Here is a 14,683-nt window from a genome sequence, read left to right on the forward strand (position 1 = left end):
CCGTGCTCAGCAGAGCGGGACGTTCACCGCGAGCCCGCCCATGGCGGTCTCCTTGTACTTCGTCGACATGTCCGCCCCGGTCTGCCGCATCGTCTCGACGACCTGGTCGAGCGACACGTGGTGCACGCCGTCGCCACGGAGGGCCATCCGTGCGGCGTTGATCGCCTTGTTCGCGGCGATCGCGTTCCGCTCGATGCACGGGATCTGCACCAGGCCACCGATCGGGTCGCAGGTGAGCCCGAGGTTGTGCTCCATCGCGATCTCCGCGGCGTTCTCGACCTGTTCCGGGGTGCCCCCGAGGACCTCGGCGAGTCCGGCGGCCGCCATCGACGCGGCCGAGCCGACCTCGCCCTGGCAACCGACCTCGGCACCGGAGATCGATGCGCGCTCCTTGTAGATCGACCCGACGGCACCGGCGGTGAGCAGGAACCGCACGACGGCGTCGTCCCGGTCGGCAGCGGTGATCGCGGGGACGTAGGTGAGCGCGTAGTACAGCACCGCGGGGATGATGCCGGCGGCGCCGTTGGTGGGTGCGGTGACGACCCGGCCGCCGGTGGCGTTCTCCTCGTTCACCGCCATGGCGACGAGGTTCACCCACTCCATGGCGAACAGCGGGTCGTGGTCGGGGTCCTCGCGGGTGAGCTGCTCGTGCCACGTGGCTGCGCGACGCCGGACGTCAAGTCCGCCGGGCAGGCATCCGTCACGGCGGACGGAGCGTTCGACGCACGAGTCCATGACGGCGTGGATGTCGAGCAGCCCGGTGCGGACGTCGGCGTCGGTCCGGGTGACCGACTCGTTGGCGAGCGCCACTCCGCTGATCGGCAGCCCGGAGGCAGCGCAGGCGGCCAGCAGCTCGGCGCCGCTCGAGAACGGGTACGGCACGCGGTCGTCGACCGGGATCGCCGCACCCGCGACCACGGCACCGTCGTCCTCGCCGTCGCCGTCGCGCGCGATGAAGCCGCCACCGATCGAGTAGTACGTCTCGTCAGCCAGGTCGGCACCGGCTCCGTCACGGGCTCGCAGCCGCATGGCGTTCGGGTGCCGGGGCAGCATCGTGAGGGGGTGCAGCACGATGTCGGCGATCCGGAACGACACGGTCGCCCCACCGTCGAGCCGGAGCAGGCCGTCGCGTTCGAGGGCGTCGAGCGCCCCGGTCATCGCGTCCGGGTCGACGGTCTCGGGGTGGGACCCCATCAGGCCGGCGACCACGGCACCGAGGGTGCCGTGGCCCTGCCCGGTCGACGCCAGTGAGCCGTACAGGTCGACGGCGACGGAGGCGACGGGCAGCCCGGCGACCAGGGACGCGAACTCGGCGCCGGCCCGCATCGGCCCGACGGTGTGCGAGCTCGAGGGACCGACACCCACGCTGAACAGATCGAAGACGGAGACCGGCACGCCGCCACACTAACCCGTCCGGACGGACCGGGTCTCGAGCTGGCCGCGCCGAGTCTCGGGCTGGCCGCGCCGAGTCTCGGGCTGAGCGACAGATCACGGGCTCACGAGCGCGAGAACTGTCGCTCACCGCGGAACTCGGCCTCCAGGATCAGCGCCGGGTGTTGCCCTCTGCCGGCACCACGAACCACAGGACGACGTAGGCGATCCACAGCGGCCCGGGGAACAGGCTCAGGATCACCCAGCCGATCCGGACGAGGGTGCGGGACAGGCCGAAGCGATCGGCGAGGCCGGCGCAGACACCGGCGAGGATGCGGCCGTTGCGGGGACGGGAGAGTGTGCTCATGGGGACGACGCTACGCACCGGCGACGAGCGAGGGCATCCGGGCAGTACCCCGGATCACGGTGGGGACAACCCCCGGACGACCCCCGAACGACCCCTGAACGACCCCCGACGCCGGGCCCCCGACGCCTGATGCCCGACGCCCGTCAGGGGATGAGCACGATCTTCCCGCGGGTGTGCCGCTGCTCCAGCTGCTCGTAGGCGTCCTGAACCCGGTCGAGCGGGTAGGTCGCGGCGATCGGCACCTCGACCTCGCCGTTCGCCACCTGCATCGCCAGGGCGCCGAGGATCTCCGGGTCGGCCGTGTCCGCGCTGCCGGAGGCCTTCGCACCGACCTCGGCGGCAGCCTCGAAGGCGATGATCGTCTCGATGCGGTCGACCGGCACGCCCAGGGCGATCCCGAGGTGCACGTACTCCGGACCGTACGTGTCGATGACGGCGTCGATGCCGTTGGTGGCGAGCTCGGTGATCCGCTCCTGCAGGCCCTCGCCGTACGCGACGGGCCGTGCACGCTTCGACCGGAGCCACTCGTGGTTCGCCTCGGACGCGATCGCGATCACGTCGATGCCCTCGTTCGTCAGCAGCTGCGTGACGAACCCGCCGACACCACCTGCGGCACCGGACACGACGACGGTCTCGCCGGGTCGGGGGTCGACGGCACGGACGGCTGCGGCAGCGGTCGTGGCGACGATGTCGAGCCCGCCGGCGACGGTCCAGTCGAGCAGCCGGGGCTTCTGCACGACCTGTTCGGCCGGCACCGACACGTACTCGGCCTGGCTCGCGCGGTCCCACGACCACCCGAGGACCTCTTCGCCCTCGTCGACGCCGTCGACGCCCTCGCCGACGGCCACGACGATGCCGGCGAAGTCGGTGCCCTGACCGGACGGCAGCGCGTCTGAGGACCCGCCGTCGAACAGCCCCTGGCGGATCGCCGACTCGCCCGGGTTGATGCCGGCGGCGCGGACGCGCACGAGCACCCGACCGGCGGTGGCCTCGGGGACGGGGACCTCGGCGACGTGCAGCACGGAGCGGTCACCCCACTCGTCGAAGCGGACAGCGCGCATGGTCTCCGGGATCTCAGTCATCGCGTCCGACGGTACCCCGAGCATGACGAACGGTCCGCGTGGACCGCTCCATCGGCACGACGGTGGGAGACTGGCTCCATGCCCATCCTCAACAAGGACATGCAGGTCTGCATGTCGCTCGCGGCCCGGCCGAGCAACATCGGCACCCGTTTCCACAACTTCCTGTACGACGAGCTCGGGCTCAACTTCCTGTACAAGGCGTTCACCACGACCGACCTGCCCGGCGCCGTGGCCGGCATCCGCGCGCTCGGCATCCGCGGCTGCTCGGTGTCGATGCCCTTCAAGGAGGCGATCATCCCGCTCGTCGACCACGTCGAGGAGTCCGCCGCCGCCATCCAGTCGGTGAACACGGTCGTGAACGACGACGGCGTGCTCACCGCGTCGAACACCGACTACGAGGCGATCGCCGCCCTGCTCGCCTCACACGACGTCGACAGCGCGTCCCGGGTGCTGCTCCGCGGCTCCGGCGGCATGGCGAAGGCCGTGACCGCGGCGTTCCGCGGCGCCGGCTTCGACCGCCTGACGGTCGTCGCTCGCAACGAGCAGACCGGCCCGGCGCTCGCGTCGCAGTACGGCTACGAGTGGGTCGCCGAGGAGCGCGAGGCTGGGGAGTCCGACCTGGTCGTCAACGTCACGCCCCTCGGCATGCGCGGCGACCAGCAGGACGCGCTCGCCTTTGCCCAGGACCGGATCGAGGCGGCCCACACGGTCTTCGACGTGGTCGCGTTCCCGTCGGAGACCCCGCTGGTCCGCGCCGGCCGCCAGGCCGGCAAGCACGTCATCACCGGAGCCGAGGTCATCGCGCTGCAGGCAGCACGCCAGTTCGAGCGCTACACGGGCGTCGCCCTGACCGACGACCAGGTGGCGCGCGCCAGCGAGTTCTCGCGCGCCGAGTAGTCGACGCCCCCACAGGGCGGACGGGAGGTGGGCCCCACACGCCGGTTCCGGCGTGACGCGCCAGCGGCACGACGGCCATGACGGGAGGCACGGTGCCAGCTGGCACCGTGCCTCCCGTTCGTCTCGTGGAACGTCTCAGGCGTTCGCCGCGCGCCCGACGGCCACCCACCCGAGTCGGCGCAGCGTCTCGTGGTTGCGGACCCAGATGAGCGGCTGCATGAGGAAGTCGGGGACCCAGGCGCCCGGACCGGCGACCGCGTTCTCGACGATCGTCACCTTGCAGCCCTTGCGGTGCGGCTCCACGGTCAGCTCCACGCGGGCCTCACCGATCGGCCACCCCTTCGGCTGGATCACCATGCGGTGCGGCGGGTCCCACACCAACGAGGTCGTGACGTCGTCGATGACGAGCGGCCAGGCACCGAACGAGTGGTGCAGGTGCGTGCCGACCTGCGGCCAACCGGGCTCCTGCGCGCGCATCCGTGAGGCGCCGACCACCCAGGTCGTGTAGAGCCAGCCGTCGCCGAGCACGTCGAAGACGTCCTCGGGAGCACAGTGCAGGATGCGGACGTTCTTCGCCATGGTGATCAGCCTTCCGGGGTGAGGTCGACGTCGTCGGGCAGCCCGAAGGTGTGCCGGAGTGCGCTCTTCGCGGCACGCCAACCAGCCATGCCGTGCACGCCGGGGCCGGGCGCGGACGACTCGGAGCACAGGTACATGCCGCCGCCCATCCGCCACGGGTCGCTGGACAGCACCGGGCGCTTCACGAGCTGCCAGAAGCTCGCGGCACCGGCGGCGATGTCGCCGCCGACGTAGTTCGGGTTGTGGTCCGACATGTGTGCGGCCGTCCGACTCGACGTGTGCAGGATCGTGTCACGGAACCCCGGCGCGAACCGTTCGACCTGGCGCGTGATCGCCTCGGTCTGGTCGACGTCGGACCCCGCCGGTACGTGCGCGTAGGCCCAGAAGACGTGCTTGCCCCGCGGCGCACGGGTCGGGTCGACGACGGTCGGCTCGGAGCCGAGCACGTACGGCTGTTCGGCGTGCTGGCCGCGCGCGACCGAGCCCTCCGCCGCCGCGATCTCGGCTCGTGTCCCGCCGATGTGCACCGTGCCGGACCGGCGCAGCGCCTCGTTCGTCCACGGCACCGGGTCGGACAGCGCGAAGTCGACCTTCGCGGCCGCGTTGCCGAACCGGAACCGGCGGAGCGCACCGCGCTTCGGCGTGGGGATCTGCGAGCCGGCGATCCGCAGCATGCCGGGGACACTCGTGTCGAAGAGCACCGCCTTCGCCGGGGTGAGGTCGCCGAGCGACCGGACCTCGTGCCCGGTGACGATCCGTCCGCCGTGCGCGACGAGGTCGTCGGCGAGCGCGTCCACGATCGCCTGGCTGCCGCCGATCGGCACGGGCCAGCCGCGGGCGTGCGCGTAGGCGCCGAGCGACAGCGCCGCGGCGGCCGTCGACAGCGAGGGCATGTGCTGGATGGAGTGCGCGGCGACGCCGGACACCATCGCCGGGGCGGCGTCCTGGCGGAAGCGGGCGTTCCAGGCGCTGCTGCCCTGCTCGAGTGCGCGCAGGCCGAACCGCAGCACCGTGAGCGGGTGGCGCGGCACGTGCAGGAGGGCGTCGGTGGCGAAGTCAGCGACCTGGTCGGCCGCGCGGGCGAGCGGGCCCATCAGGTTCCGGAAGGCCGGGCCGTCCACGCCCAGCTCGGCGGCTGTCCGCTCGAGGTCCTGGTACGCGATGCCCGCGCGACCCCCGTCGAGCGGGTGCCCGTACTGCACCTCGGGCAGACGGAGCTCGATGCGCTCCTCCATCCGGAACAGCCGGAAGAACTCGGACTGCAGGGCCATCGGGTGCACGGCCGAGCAGACGTCGTGCAGGAACCCCGGCAGGGTGAGCTCGGCTGTGCGGGCACCACCGCCGATCGTGTCGTTCCGTTCGACCACCTCGACGGACAGGCCCGCACGGGCGAGCGTCACCGCCGCCGCGAGTCCGTTCGGACCGGCACCGACGACCACCGCATCAACCATGGTCCGAGCCTAGGGACTCGTGTCTGCGCGTGGTCCCGGTCAGATGACCGAGGCTCCGGAGGAGACAGCGATCTGCTTCCGGGCAACGACGGTGTCGATCCGTTGTGCTCCGGCGATGAAGGCCGCAGCATCGTGGTCGACGTACCCCGCGATCGCGACGATGTCATCGCGGATCCGTTCGAGTGGAGCCGCGTGGACGGGCTCGTGGTGCGCGAGACGGTTGCGGAACCGGCGGACGTCATCGAGGCGACGATGCAGTTGCTTTCGGCGCACCTGCCCCAGCCGGGGGAAGGCGTGCACGAGCCGGGGTTGCCACAGCGTCGTCTCGTAGCTCCACAACGGATCTCGCGGGACCCCAGCGTCCGTGAGCCCCACCCAGAACCCGAAGCTCGTGGCCGCGACGATCTGATCCGGCTCGGGGTCGCTCACGCCGCGGCGGACGAGTGTCCGGGTGGCATCGGTCACCGCCCGACGCTCTCGATCCAGGAGCCGCACCGTTGGGTCGTTCCACCAGTCGTCCCGGCGGGATCGTCGGAGTTGGTCGTGGATCGCGTTCCGGACGAACACTTCGAGGCACCCGACCGGCCCCCAGAACGCAGCCGCGATCTCGCAGTTCCAGGCGTACAGCCGAGATCCGAGGTCAGCGCGGCCGCCGTACCGAGCCGCGTACCGGTCGAACCGCGGCGCGCTGAGCAGACGCGGCAACTCCGGCAACGTCGCTGGATCGATCATCGCGCTCCCCCCGAACTGCCCTCTGGAACAGCAATCGCCCCAGGAGTCCGGCGGTGCCGAATGGTCCTGGGGCGTTACCCGATCAGCCTAGCGACGCTCGGGTGATATCTCAAGTACCGGCTCAGGGGCGGGCGACGTCGGGGTCTGCCGGGTCGGAGCCGTCCTCGTCGCCGTCGGCGTCGTCCGGCTCGTCGGCGTCGACCGGGGTCGAGCCCACGGGGTGCTCGGCCAGCAACGTCGCGAAGTCCTCGTCGAGCATCTGCTGCAGGCGGTCGTCGCGGCCGATCTCGTAGTCGTCGGCTGGACGCTGCGCCCAGCCGAGGCGCCCGACCACCGTGGTGCCGATGTCGTCCCAGGCCCGGGCACGGGCGGCGAGCACGATGCCGTCGACGAAGTGCTGGTCGTCACGGCGCTTGTCGAGCATCGTCGCGAGTTGCTCGTACGTCGCCTCACGCGTGCGCAGCTTGAGGTCGTCACCCCGGCGGTAGTCGTGCTGGTGCCGTGAGCGGCCCTTCGACTTGCTCGACGTCGACCGGATCTCCCGCATGCGCGCGGCGTCGCCCCGCTGCTCCTCGGCCATGCGGTGGAGCTCCTCGCGCGCGGCCTCGGCGATCAGCGCGTGGTCGAAGTACCCCTGGTCGCGCAGCGCATTGGTGATGATCCGGTTGCCGACCGCGATCGTGACCGCGGCCTTCGCGATGAGGAACCCCTCGTCGACGGCCCGCTTCAGTTCGACCTGGCTGATGGGTCGATCGCGCACGTCGTGGTTGCGTCGTCCGAACAGGGCCATGCTCCGACGATACCGGCGTCCGGTGACCATCCGTCGGCAGGTGGACCCGGATCACGCCCTGGAGGGACGACACGCCCCGAGCGGTTCCGTAGCGTCGGGTGCATGGTCACGTACACGGAGTCCCCCCGCACCGGTCTCGGCACCGCGAGTCTCGTCCTCGGGATCTGCTCGCTGCTCGCCGGTTGGACGTTCGTCGCGCCGATCGTCGGGCTGTGCCTGGGCGTCGCGTCGCGCAGCCGCGAACCGCTCGCCCGTGGTCGCGCGGGCTGGGGAGTCTTCCTGAACCTCATCGCGCTCGCCGTCTGGATCCTGCTGCTCGTGCTGGCGGTCGTCGGCGGTGTGTTCGCGGTCTGGCAGGGCGCGACGCACAGCTCCTGACGCAAAGCTCCTGACGCGCGCAGACGTCGGCGGGGGAGACGCGCCTAGAGCAGCAGGCCGTAGACGGCGACGTCGGCGCGGACGGGCCCGAGCGGCAGCGCGCCCCGCAGGGTCCCCTCATGGGCGAACCCGAGCCGTTCGGCCAGCGCGCGGCTGCGGACGTTGTCGACGCCGGTCCGGATCTCGAGCCGTGCGGTGCCGCGTGCCCGCGCGACCTCGACCAGGACCCCGGCGGCCCGCCCCGCGACACCGCGGCCCTCGTGTCCGGCGTCCACCCAGTAGCCGAGTGACGCCTGGCCCAGGTACGGGTCGAAGGTCAGCGACGCCACCCCGACGATGCGGTCGTCGGAACGGATGACGCAGGGGAGCGCGCGGTCCATCGCGAACTGGCCGAGCAGCCGTTCGGTGTGCAGTCCGATGGTCTCGCGGTCCTGCGGATCCCACGCCCACGGTTCGGCCGCACGCAGCCGGTCCAGGTTCGCGCGCACGAGTTCCAGGACCGGGTCGACCGTCGTCAGGTCGCGCAGCGTCAGCGTGTACCCGTCGCCGAGGTCCCGCCCGAATGCCGCCACCCGTCAGAGACTATGCACGCCGGGCGCTACTCGTACCGGAGCGCCTCGATCGGGTTCTGCCGCGCGGCGCGGCGTGCGGGGAGGGTGCCGGCGAGGAACGCGATGAACATCACGACGAGGATGATCGTCGCCACCGAACTCGGTGCGAACTGCATGATCTGCAGGCCCGGCAGGTCCTTGAGCACCGTGCCGGCGAGCACGTTCGAGATGCCGGTGCCGAGCAGGATCGCGACACCGGCTCCGATGGCGCTGCCGAGGAACCCGATGAAGACCGCCTCGAGCGAGAACAGCGTGTAGACCTTTCCGCCGCCCATGCCCATCGCCTTCATCAGGCCGATCTCGCGGGTGCGCTCCTGCACGCTCATCAGGAGCGTGTTGATGATGCCGAAGCCCGCTGCCACCAGGGCGATGACGGCGAAGGCGTTCAGGACCCCGACGATGCCGCTGATGACGGTCTGGAACTGTCCGAGCTGGTCCTGGATGGTCTGCCCGAGGAACCCGTCGTCCGACAGCGCCTTCTTGACCGTGGTCGCGGAGGCCCCGGAGTCGAGCGTCGCGGTGGCGCTGGCGTACGAGGTCGCGATCGAGTCCGGCTTGCCGATCTCCTGCGCGGCCTGCATCGCGTCGGTGAGCGCGGCGTTCGCCCCGGCACCGCCGCCGAACAGCGACTCGTTCTGCACACCGACCACCGTCGCGGTGAGGGTGTGCTCCTTGCCCTGGTAGTCGTCCACCGCGAAGGTGAGTTCCTTGCCGACGGCGGCCTTCGCGCTGCCGAGTCCGAGGTTCTCCAGGTAGTTCGTCGGCAGGATCACCTGGTTCGCATCGGTGTCGTCGTCGAGCTGCTTCCCGCTCGCCAGGTCGGCGTCGAGTTCGCCGGCGTTGGCGGTCAGCGAGACGACGTACTTGCCGTCGTCATCGTGCTCGGCGTACTTCGGAGCGAGCGCGACCGCGGGACGGATGCTCTTGATGCCGTCGATCGCGCGGATGTCGTCGACGTCGGACTGCGACAGGTACGAGAACGACGCGGGGCCGCGGTCCACGCTCTGGCCGGACTCGTCGGGGTCGTACTCCGCCGGCCCGCTGTCGGTCGACGCGGTGTCGACGGCCTTCGTGATGGTCAGGGAACCGGTGTCGCCGATCGACGAGACCTGGGTGTCGATGTAGTTGCTGACTCCCGTGCCGATCGCCGAGGTCAGCGTGATCGTGAAGGCGCCGATGAAGATCGCGATGACGGTCAGGGTCGTGCGCAGCTTCGACCGGAAGGTGTTCGAGACCGCGGTGCGGAGCAGGTCGAGGAAGTTCATGCGGAGTGCCTTCCGTGCGTGGCCTGCTGGTCGACGGCGGCACCGGCGGTGGGCGTGCCGTCCGATCCACCGACGATGAGTCCGTCGCGGACGTTGACGCTGCGGTCGCAGCGGGCGGCGAGTTCTTCGTCGTGCGTGACCACGACGAGCGTGATCCCGCGTTCGCGCTGCAGGCCGAAGAGCATGTCCTCGACCACCTGCCCGGTGTTCGTGTCGAGGTTGCCGGTCGGCTCGTCGGCGAAGATGACGCTCGGCTCGCCGACCAGCGCGCGTGCGATGACCACGCGCTGCTTCTGCCCGCCGGACAGGTCGTTGGCGTCGTTCTTCGCCTTGTCGGCCAGACCGAGGGAGTCGAGCGCCGCCATGCCGCGGCGCTTCCGTTCGGCTCCGGAGACGCCCGCGATCTTGAGCGGCAGCACGACGTTGTCGAGGACCGAGGTCTTGGGGGTCAGGAAGAACTGCTGGAACACGAACCCGAAGGTGCTGTTGCGCGTGCGGTTCACCTGTCGCGCGCCGAGGGTCGCCGCATCGGTGCCGTCGAGCAGGACCTGCCCGGTCGACGGCTTGTCGAGCAGTGCGAGCAGGTGCATGAGCGTCGACTTGCCCGAACCGGACTTGCCGACGATCGCCAGGCTCTCGCCCTGGTGCACCTGGAGTGACACCCCCTTGAGCGCGTCGAACCGCGTCGGGCCTCGGCCGTAGGTCCTGGCGAGGTCACGGGCCTCGAGCACGGGAGTGGTCATGGCCCCACCGTAGTGTCCGCTGCACGACTGCAAGTTTGCGTTTGCTGTAGATCATGTGACGTTCCGGTTACAGTCGGGCCATGCCCGACACCGCGCCCGCCACCGAGATGGGTCTGCGCGACCGCAAGCGCCTCGAGACACGCCACCGCATCGCGGAGGCGGCTCGGTCCCTCGCGCTCGAGCAGGACATCGACCACACCACGATCGAACAGATCGCCGCACGCGCCGAGGTGTCGCCCCGCACGTTCTTCAACTACTTCGAGAGCAAGGAGGACGCGGTCCTCGGGCACACCGAGCTCGACCTGGACGCCGAGACCCTGGCGGCGCACCTCGAGACCGTCGCGGGGGAGCCGGCTGCGCAGGCCGTGGTCGACCTGGCGTTCCTGGTGTTCGGCTCGTCGTTCGGCGACGAGCACGAGCGGCTTGCCCGGAAGGAGGTCATCGTGCGCTTCCCGCAACTCATGCGCCGCCAGGTCAGCCGGATGACGACCGTGGCCGAGGCGATGACGGGTGCGGTGCGCACGATTCTCGAGCGCGACCCGGCCTGGGGGCCGGACGCCGCGACCCCGCAGGCGGCCGAGATGCTGCTCGGCATGTGCATGACCGGCCTGCGGAGTTCGGCGCGGCACGAGGGTTCCGATCCGGAAGAGGTCCGCGCCCGCGTCGTCGCGTCGATCCGCGACACGGCTGCGCGGGTCACGGCTTCGTGATGAAGCCCTCCTTCACCATCCAGTCGAAGGCGACGTCGGCCGGCTCACGTCCCTCGACGTCGACCTGACGGTTCAGTTCCTGCAGTACCGCGTCGGTGAGCTTCGGCGAGATCTGGTCGTAGACGTCCGCCAGCTGCGGGTACTCCTTGAGCGTGGCCGAGTCGAGCACCGGCGCGACGTTGTACGCCGGGAAGAAGCCCTTGTCGTCCTCGAGCACGGTCAGGCCGAGCGACTTGATGCGGCCGTCGGTGGTGAAGACCTCGCCGAAGTTGCACTTGCCCCGGTCGGTGGCCGTGTAGACCGTGCCGGTGTCGAGGATGCTGACGTTGTCACTGGGGATCCCGTTCTCCCCCGAACCGCCGAGCTCCAACCCGTACTTCTCGAGCATCGGCTTGAACCCGTCGGCACGCGAGTTGAACTCCGACTCCACGCAGAAGGTGCGCTCGTCGACGGGGAGCTTCGCGATGTCGGACAGGGTCTTGACGTCGTCGAGCTCCTTGACCGCCTCGTCCCGGACCGCGAACGCGTAGGTGTTGTTCATCGGCGCCGGGTTCAGCCACGTGAGCCCGTTGCCGGCGTCCTCCTTCTTGACCGCTTCCCACTGCTCGGTCTTGTCCGGGATCCCCTCGGCGTGGCCCATGAAGGTCAGCCAGGCGGTGCCGGTGTACTCGTACGTGAAGTCGGCACCGTGCGAGGTCATCAACTCGCGGACGGCGACGCTGCCCGGCACGTTGGTCTCGTCGGTGACGTCGAACCCGGCGGCCTTCGCGGCGAGCACGGCGATCTTGCCGAGCACGAGCTGCTCGGTGAAGTTCTTCGACGTCACGGTGATGTGGGCGCCGTCCGGCAGGTCGTCGATGCGCTCGATGGTGCCGGGACCGGCCTCGGGGACGAAGGACGTCGCGGGCTGCAGGCCGCAGCCGGCCAGGACGAGCGCGGTGGTGCCGGCGAGCGCGACGGCGGCCCCGCGGCGGAGGCGGCGGGTACGGCGGTTCATCGGAGTCCCTTCGGACGTGCGACGGTCTCGACCACGCGGCCGAGCCAGTCGATGGAGAGGGCGAGGAGCGCCACGAGGAGCGCCCCGGCGACGAGCACCTTCGGCAGGAAGAGCGTCACGCCGGTCGTGATGAGGAGCCCGAGGCCACCAGCGCCGACGAAGGTTGCCAGGCTCGCGGTGCCGACGAGCAGCACGAGCGCCGTCCGGATGCCGGACAGCATGACCGGCACCGCGAGGGGCAGCTCGACGCGCATCAGCACGCTGAACGCGCTCATGCCCATGCCACGGCCGGCCTCGACGAGCCGCGAGTCGACGCTCTGCACGCCGATCATGGTGTTCCGGAGGACCGGCAGGATCGCGTAGAGCACGAGCGCGACCACGGCGGACCAGCTGTTCAGGCCGAGCCACGCGGCGAGCAGCACGATCAGGCCGACAGCGGGGGCCGCCTGCCCGAAGTTCGCGACGGCGAGCACGTACGGGCTCGCCCGACGCAGCGGTCCGCGCGTGAGCACGATGCCGAGCGGGATGCCGATCACGAGCACCAGCACCGTCGACTGCAGCGTGAGCACCAGGTGCTGGCCGGTGAGCGCCAGGATGTCCGACGGGTTGAGCGTCGTGCGCTCGGTCGGGGTCAGGTCCGCCGTGGCGAGCCAGATCGCGAACCCGGCGAGCACGACGAGGATCGCGATCGGCTGGAACAGCAAGCCCTTCCAGGACGTGCTGGCGCCGGTGGCGGGCCCGGCGGCGACAGCACTCACAGGTCTTCCCCGGAGGGCGCGATCACGGGCGCGGCCGGCGAGGACGGCAGCGTCTCGATCTGGTTGGTGTTCGTGCCGACCGGCGTGTACGCGCGGTCGTCGGCCGCTGCCGCACGCGACCGGGTGATGGCCTCCATGACGACCTCGACCGTGATGACACCGCGGAACGCCTCGCCCCGACCGGTGACCAGTGCGGCCCCGGCGCTCGAGACGAGCATGGTGTCGAGCGCGTCGTTGAGCGTCGAGGCCTCGCCCACGATGGGCAGCTCCGGGTCGACGCCGTCCGGGATCCGGTCGAGACGCTCGAGCTGCCGGCGCGACGGCCAGCCGATCGGCCGCTGCCGACGGTCGACCACGACGGCGTGCCCGTGGCCTCCTGCCTCCTGCATGCGCTGCAGGACGGCCTTCGCCTCTTCGCCGGGGGAGCAGGTCACCGCGGAGACGACCTCGACGTCGCGGACGCGGTTCAGGGTGAGCTGCTTCAACCCGGCGCCCGAGCCGATGAAGTTCTCGACGAACTCGTTCGCCGGCTCCGCCAGGATCCGCTCCGGGGTGTCGTACTGCACGATGTGGGCGCCCTCGGTGAAGATGACGATCCAGTCGCCGAGCTTCACGGCCTCGTCGAAGTCGTGGCTGACGATGACGATCGTCTTGTGCAGCTCTTCCTGGATGCGCAGGAGCTCGTCCTGCAGACGCTGCCGGGTGATCGGGTCGACCGCACCGAACGGCTCGTCCATCAGCAGGACGGGAGGGTCCGCCGCGAGCGCCCGGGCGACGCCGACGCGCTGCTGCTGGCCGCCGGAGAGTTCGCGGGGGTAGCGGTCGCGGTAGGTGTCGGGATCGAGCGAGACGAGGTCGAGCAGCTCGTCGACGCGCGCCGCGATCTTCTCCTTCGACCAGCCGAGCATCTTCGGCACGATCGCGATGTTCGCCGCGACGGTCATGTGCGGGAAGAGCCCGCCGGCCTGGATCACGTAGCCCATCCGGCGGCGGAGCTCGTCGGCGTCGATGCCGGTCACGTCGTCGTCACCGACGACGATGCGGCCCTCGGTGGGCTCGATCAGGCGGTTGATCATCTTGAGGGTCGTCGTCTTGCCGCAGCCGGACGGGCCGACGAGCATGACGATCTTGCCGGCCGGGATCTCGAGGGTGATGCCGTCGACGGCGGGCTTCGACTGCCCGGGGTACCGCTTGGTGACCTCGTCGAGCAGGATGCTGCGGCCGGTGACGTCCCCGTCGGGCGCGGTGGTGGTGGCGGAGTCAGTGCTGGACACGGATACCTCTCGAGATGGTCAGGCGGCCGAGGCCGAGGAGGAGCAGGTCGAGGACGAGGGCGAGCAGGACGACGCCGACCACCCCGACGACCACGGAGTACAGGGCGTTCGCGCCGCCGAGGCGCGAGAGTCCGGAGAAGATGAAGCCGCCGAGCCCGGGGCCGAGCGCGTACGCGGCGATGGCCGCGATGCCCATCACCATCTGGGCGGACACGCGGACGCCGCTCAGGATGATCGGCCAGGCCATCGGCAGTTCGACCTGCACGAGGGTCCGGAACCGGCTCATGCCGATGCCGCGCGCGGACTCGACCACGCTCGGCGGGATCTCGGCGAGGCCGACGACCGCGTTGCGCAGGATGGGGAGCGCGGCGAAGAAGACGACGGTGACCACCGACGGCAGGACACCGAAGCCGAGCGGGACGATGAGCAGGCCGATGACCGCGAAGGACGGCAGGGTGAGGCCGATGGCGGACACCCCGTTCGCGACGGAGGTCAGGCGGGGACTGCGGTAGACGAGTGTGGCGAGCACCACGGCGATGACCGTGGCGAGCACCGTGCACTGGACCACCAGTGAGAAGTGCTGCCACGACGAGAACCAGATCTGGCTCCATCGCTCCACGACGTACTGGAACACGGGTGGGCGCTCCCCTTCCGGTCGGCCGAACTGCCCACGGGTCG

At 70.6% G+C, this 14,683-nt stretch carries 17 protein-coding genes; 3 read left to right on the top strand and 14 right to left on the bottom strand.

Going from position 1 to position 14,683, the window contains the following annotated elements; genetic code table 11:
• Nucleotides 1-6 precede the first annotated feature (6 nt).
• From DEJ14_RS18015 to DEJ14_RS18025, 3 genes are all read right to left on the bottom strand, one after another.
• On the bottom strand, nt 7-1,395 hold the full coding sequence (locus DEJ14_RS18015; RefSeq protein WP_111083566.1) for an L-serine ammonia-lyase: 1,389 nt from the start codon (nt 1,393-1,395) through the stop codon (nt 7-9).
• 148 nt (nt 1,396-1,543) lie between these two features.
• The gene (locus DEJ14_RS18020; protein ID WP_111083567.1) at nt 1,544-1,738 is read right to left on the bottom strand and encodes a PspC domain-containing protein; all 195 of its coding nucleotides are present in this window, start codon (nt 1,736-1,738) and stop codon (nt 1,544-1,546) included.
• Nucleotides 1,739-1,881: 143 nt separating this feature from the next.
• Nucleotides 1,882-2,820, bottom strand: a complete 939-nt coding sequence (locus DEJ14_RS18025) for an NADP-dependent oxidoreductase (RefSeq protein WP_258373133.1) — start codon at nt 2,818-2,820, stop codon at nt 1,882-1,884.
• A gap of 78 nt (nt 2,821-2,898) precedes the next feature.
• Here DEJ14_RS18025 and DEJ14_RS18030 point away from each other — a divergent pair, with 78 nt between their 5' ends.
• On the top strand, nt 2,899-3,717 hold the full coding sequence (locus tag DEJ14_RS18030; protein ID WP_111083568.1) for a shikimate 5-dehydrogenase: 819 nt from the start codon (nt 2,899-2,901) through the stop codon (nt 3,715-3,717).
• A 135-nt stretch (nt 3,718-3,852) separates the two neighbouring features.
• Here the strand turns inward: DEJ14_RS18030 and DEJ14_RS18035 are convergent, their stop codons facing one another.
• The 4 genes from DEJ14_RS18035 to DEJ14_RS18050 form a co-directional block, all read right to left on the bottom strand.
• The gene (locus DEJ14_RS18035) at nt 3,853-4,296 is read right to left on the bottom strand and encodes an SRPBCC family protein (protein WP_111083569.1); all 444 of its coding nucleotides are present in this window, start codon (nt 4,294-4,296) and stop codon (nt 3,853-3,855) included.
• A gap of 5 nt (nt 4,297-4,301) precedes the next feature.
• Nucleotides 4,302-5,747 (bottom strand): phytoene desaturase family protein, encoded by a 1,446-nt coding sequence (locus DEJ14_RS18040; protein ID WP_111083570.1) that lies wholly within the window; start codon nt 5,745-5,747, stop codon nt 4,302-4,304.
• 39 nt (nt 5,748-5,786) lie between these two features.
• Nucleotides 5,787-6,479 carry a hypothetical protein gene (locus DEJ14_RS18045; RefSeq protein ID WP_111083571.1) on the bottom strand — a complete coding sequence of 231 codons (693 nt, stop codon included), beginning with the start codon at nt 6,477-6,479 and terminating at the stop codon, nt 5,787-5,789.
• Nucleotides 6,480-6,600: 121 nt separating this feature from the next.
• Nucleotides 6,601-7,269, bottom strand: a complete 669-nt coding sequence (locus DEJ14_RS18050) for a hypothetical protein (RefSeq protein WP_111083572.1) — start codon at nt 7,267-7,269, stop codon at nt 6,601-6,603.
• Between the two features lie 102 nt (nt 7,270-7,371).
• Here DEJ14_RS18050 and DEJ14_RS18055 point away from each other — a divergent pair, with 102 nt between their 5' ends.
• Entirely contained in the window at nt 7,372-7,647 is a 276-nt protein-coding gene (locus tag DEJ14_RS18055; protein ID WP_111083573.1) for a hypothetical protein, read from the top strand.
• A gap of 44 nt (nt 7,648-7,691) precedes the next feature.
• Here the strand turns inward: DEJ14_RS18055 and DEJ14_RS18060 are convergent, their stop codons facing one another.
• From DEJ14_RS18060 to DEJ14_RS18070, 3 genes are read right to left on the bottom strand one after another with little or no spacing between them, the layout of a single operon-like run.
• The gene (locus DEJ14_RS18060; RefSeq protein WP_111083574.1) at nt 7,692-8,219 is read right to left on the bottom strand and encodes a GNAT family N-acetyltransferase; all 528 of its coding nucleotides are present in this window, start codon (nt 8,217-8,219) and stop codon (nt 7,692-7,694) included.
• Nucleotides 8,220-8,245: 26 nt separating this feature from the next.
• Nucleotides 8,246-9,523 (bottom strand): ABC transporter permease, encoded by a 1,278-nt coding sequence (locus DEJ14_RS18065; RefSeq protein ID WP_111083575.1) that lies wholly within the window; start codon nt 9,521-9,523, stop codon nt 8,246-8,248.
• Nucleotides 9,520-10,266, bottom strand: coding sequence for an ABC transporter ATP-binding protein (locus DEJ14_RS18070; protein WP_111083576.1), 747 nt, complete (start codon nt 10,264-10,266; stop codon nt 9,520-9,522). Before DEJ14_RS18070 ends, DEJ14_RS18065 begins: the two co-directional genes overlap by 4 nt.
• Before the next feature lie 80 nt (nt 10,267-10,346).
• Between DEJ14_RS18070 and DEJ14_RS18075 the strand changes: the two genes are divergently transcribed.
• Complete coding sequence (locus DEJ14_RS18075; protein WP_111083577.1) at nt 10,347-10,976, top strand: TetR/AcrR family transcriptional regulator; 630 nt, start codon at nt 10,347-10,349, stop codon at nt 10,974-10,976.
• Here the strand turns inward: DEJ14_RS18075 and DEJ14_RS18080 are convergent.
• The 4 genes from DEJ14_RS18080 to DEJ14_RS18095 are packed head-to-tail and all read right to left on the bottom strand — an operon-like array spanning nt 10,963 to nt 14,639.
• Nucleotides 10,963-11,973, bottom strand: coding sequence for a glycine betaine ABC transporter substrate-binding protein (locus DEJ14_RS18080; protein ID WP_111083578.1), 1,011 nt, complete (start codon nt 11,971-11,973; stop codon nt 10,963-10,965). The genes DEJ14_RS18075 and DEJ14_RS18080 overlap by 14 nt on opposite strands.
• Entirely contained in the window at nt 11,970-12,731 is a 762-nt protein-coding gene (locus DEJ14_RS18085) for an ABC transporter permease (RefSeq protein ID WP_111083579.1), read from the bottom strand. The genes DEJ14_RS18080 and DEJ14_RS18085 overlap by 4 nt, the downstream gene beginning before the upstream one ends.
• Entirely contained in the window at nt 12,728-14,005 is a 1,278-nt protein-coding gene (locus DEJ14_RS18090; RefSeq protein ID WP_111083580.1) for an ABC transporter ATP-binding protein, read from the bottom strand. The genes DEJ14_RS18085 and DEJ14_RS18090 overlap by 4 nt, the downstream gene beginning before the upstream one ends.
• The gene (locus DEJ14_RS18095) at nt 13,992-14,639 is read right to left on the bottom strand and encodes an ABC transporter permease (protein ID WP_111083581.1); all 648 of its coding nucleotides are present in this window, start codon (nt 14,637-14,639) and stop codon (nt 13,992-13,994) included. The genes DEJ14_RS18090 and DEJ14_RS18095 overlap by 14 nt, the downstream gene beginning before the upstream one ends.
• Nucleotides 14,640-14,683 lie beyond the last annotated feature (44 nt).

The sequence above is a fragment of the Curtobacterium sp. MCJR17_020 genome, from assembly GCF_003234365.2.
GTDB lineage: Bacteria > Actinomycetota > Actinomycetes > Actinomycetales > Microbacteriaceae > Curtobacterium.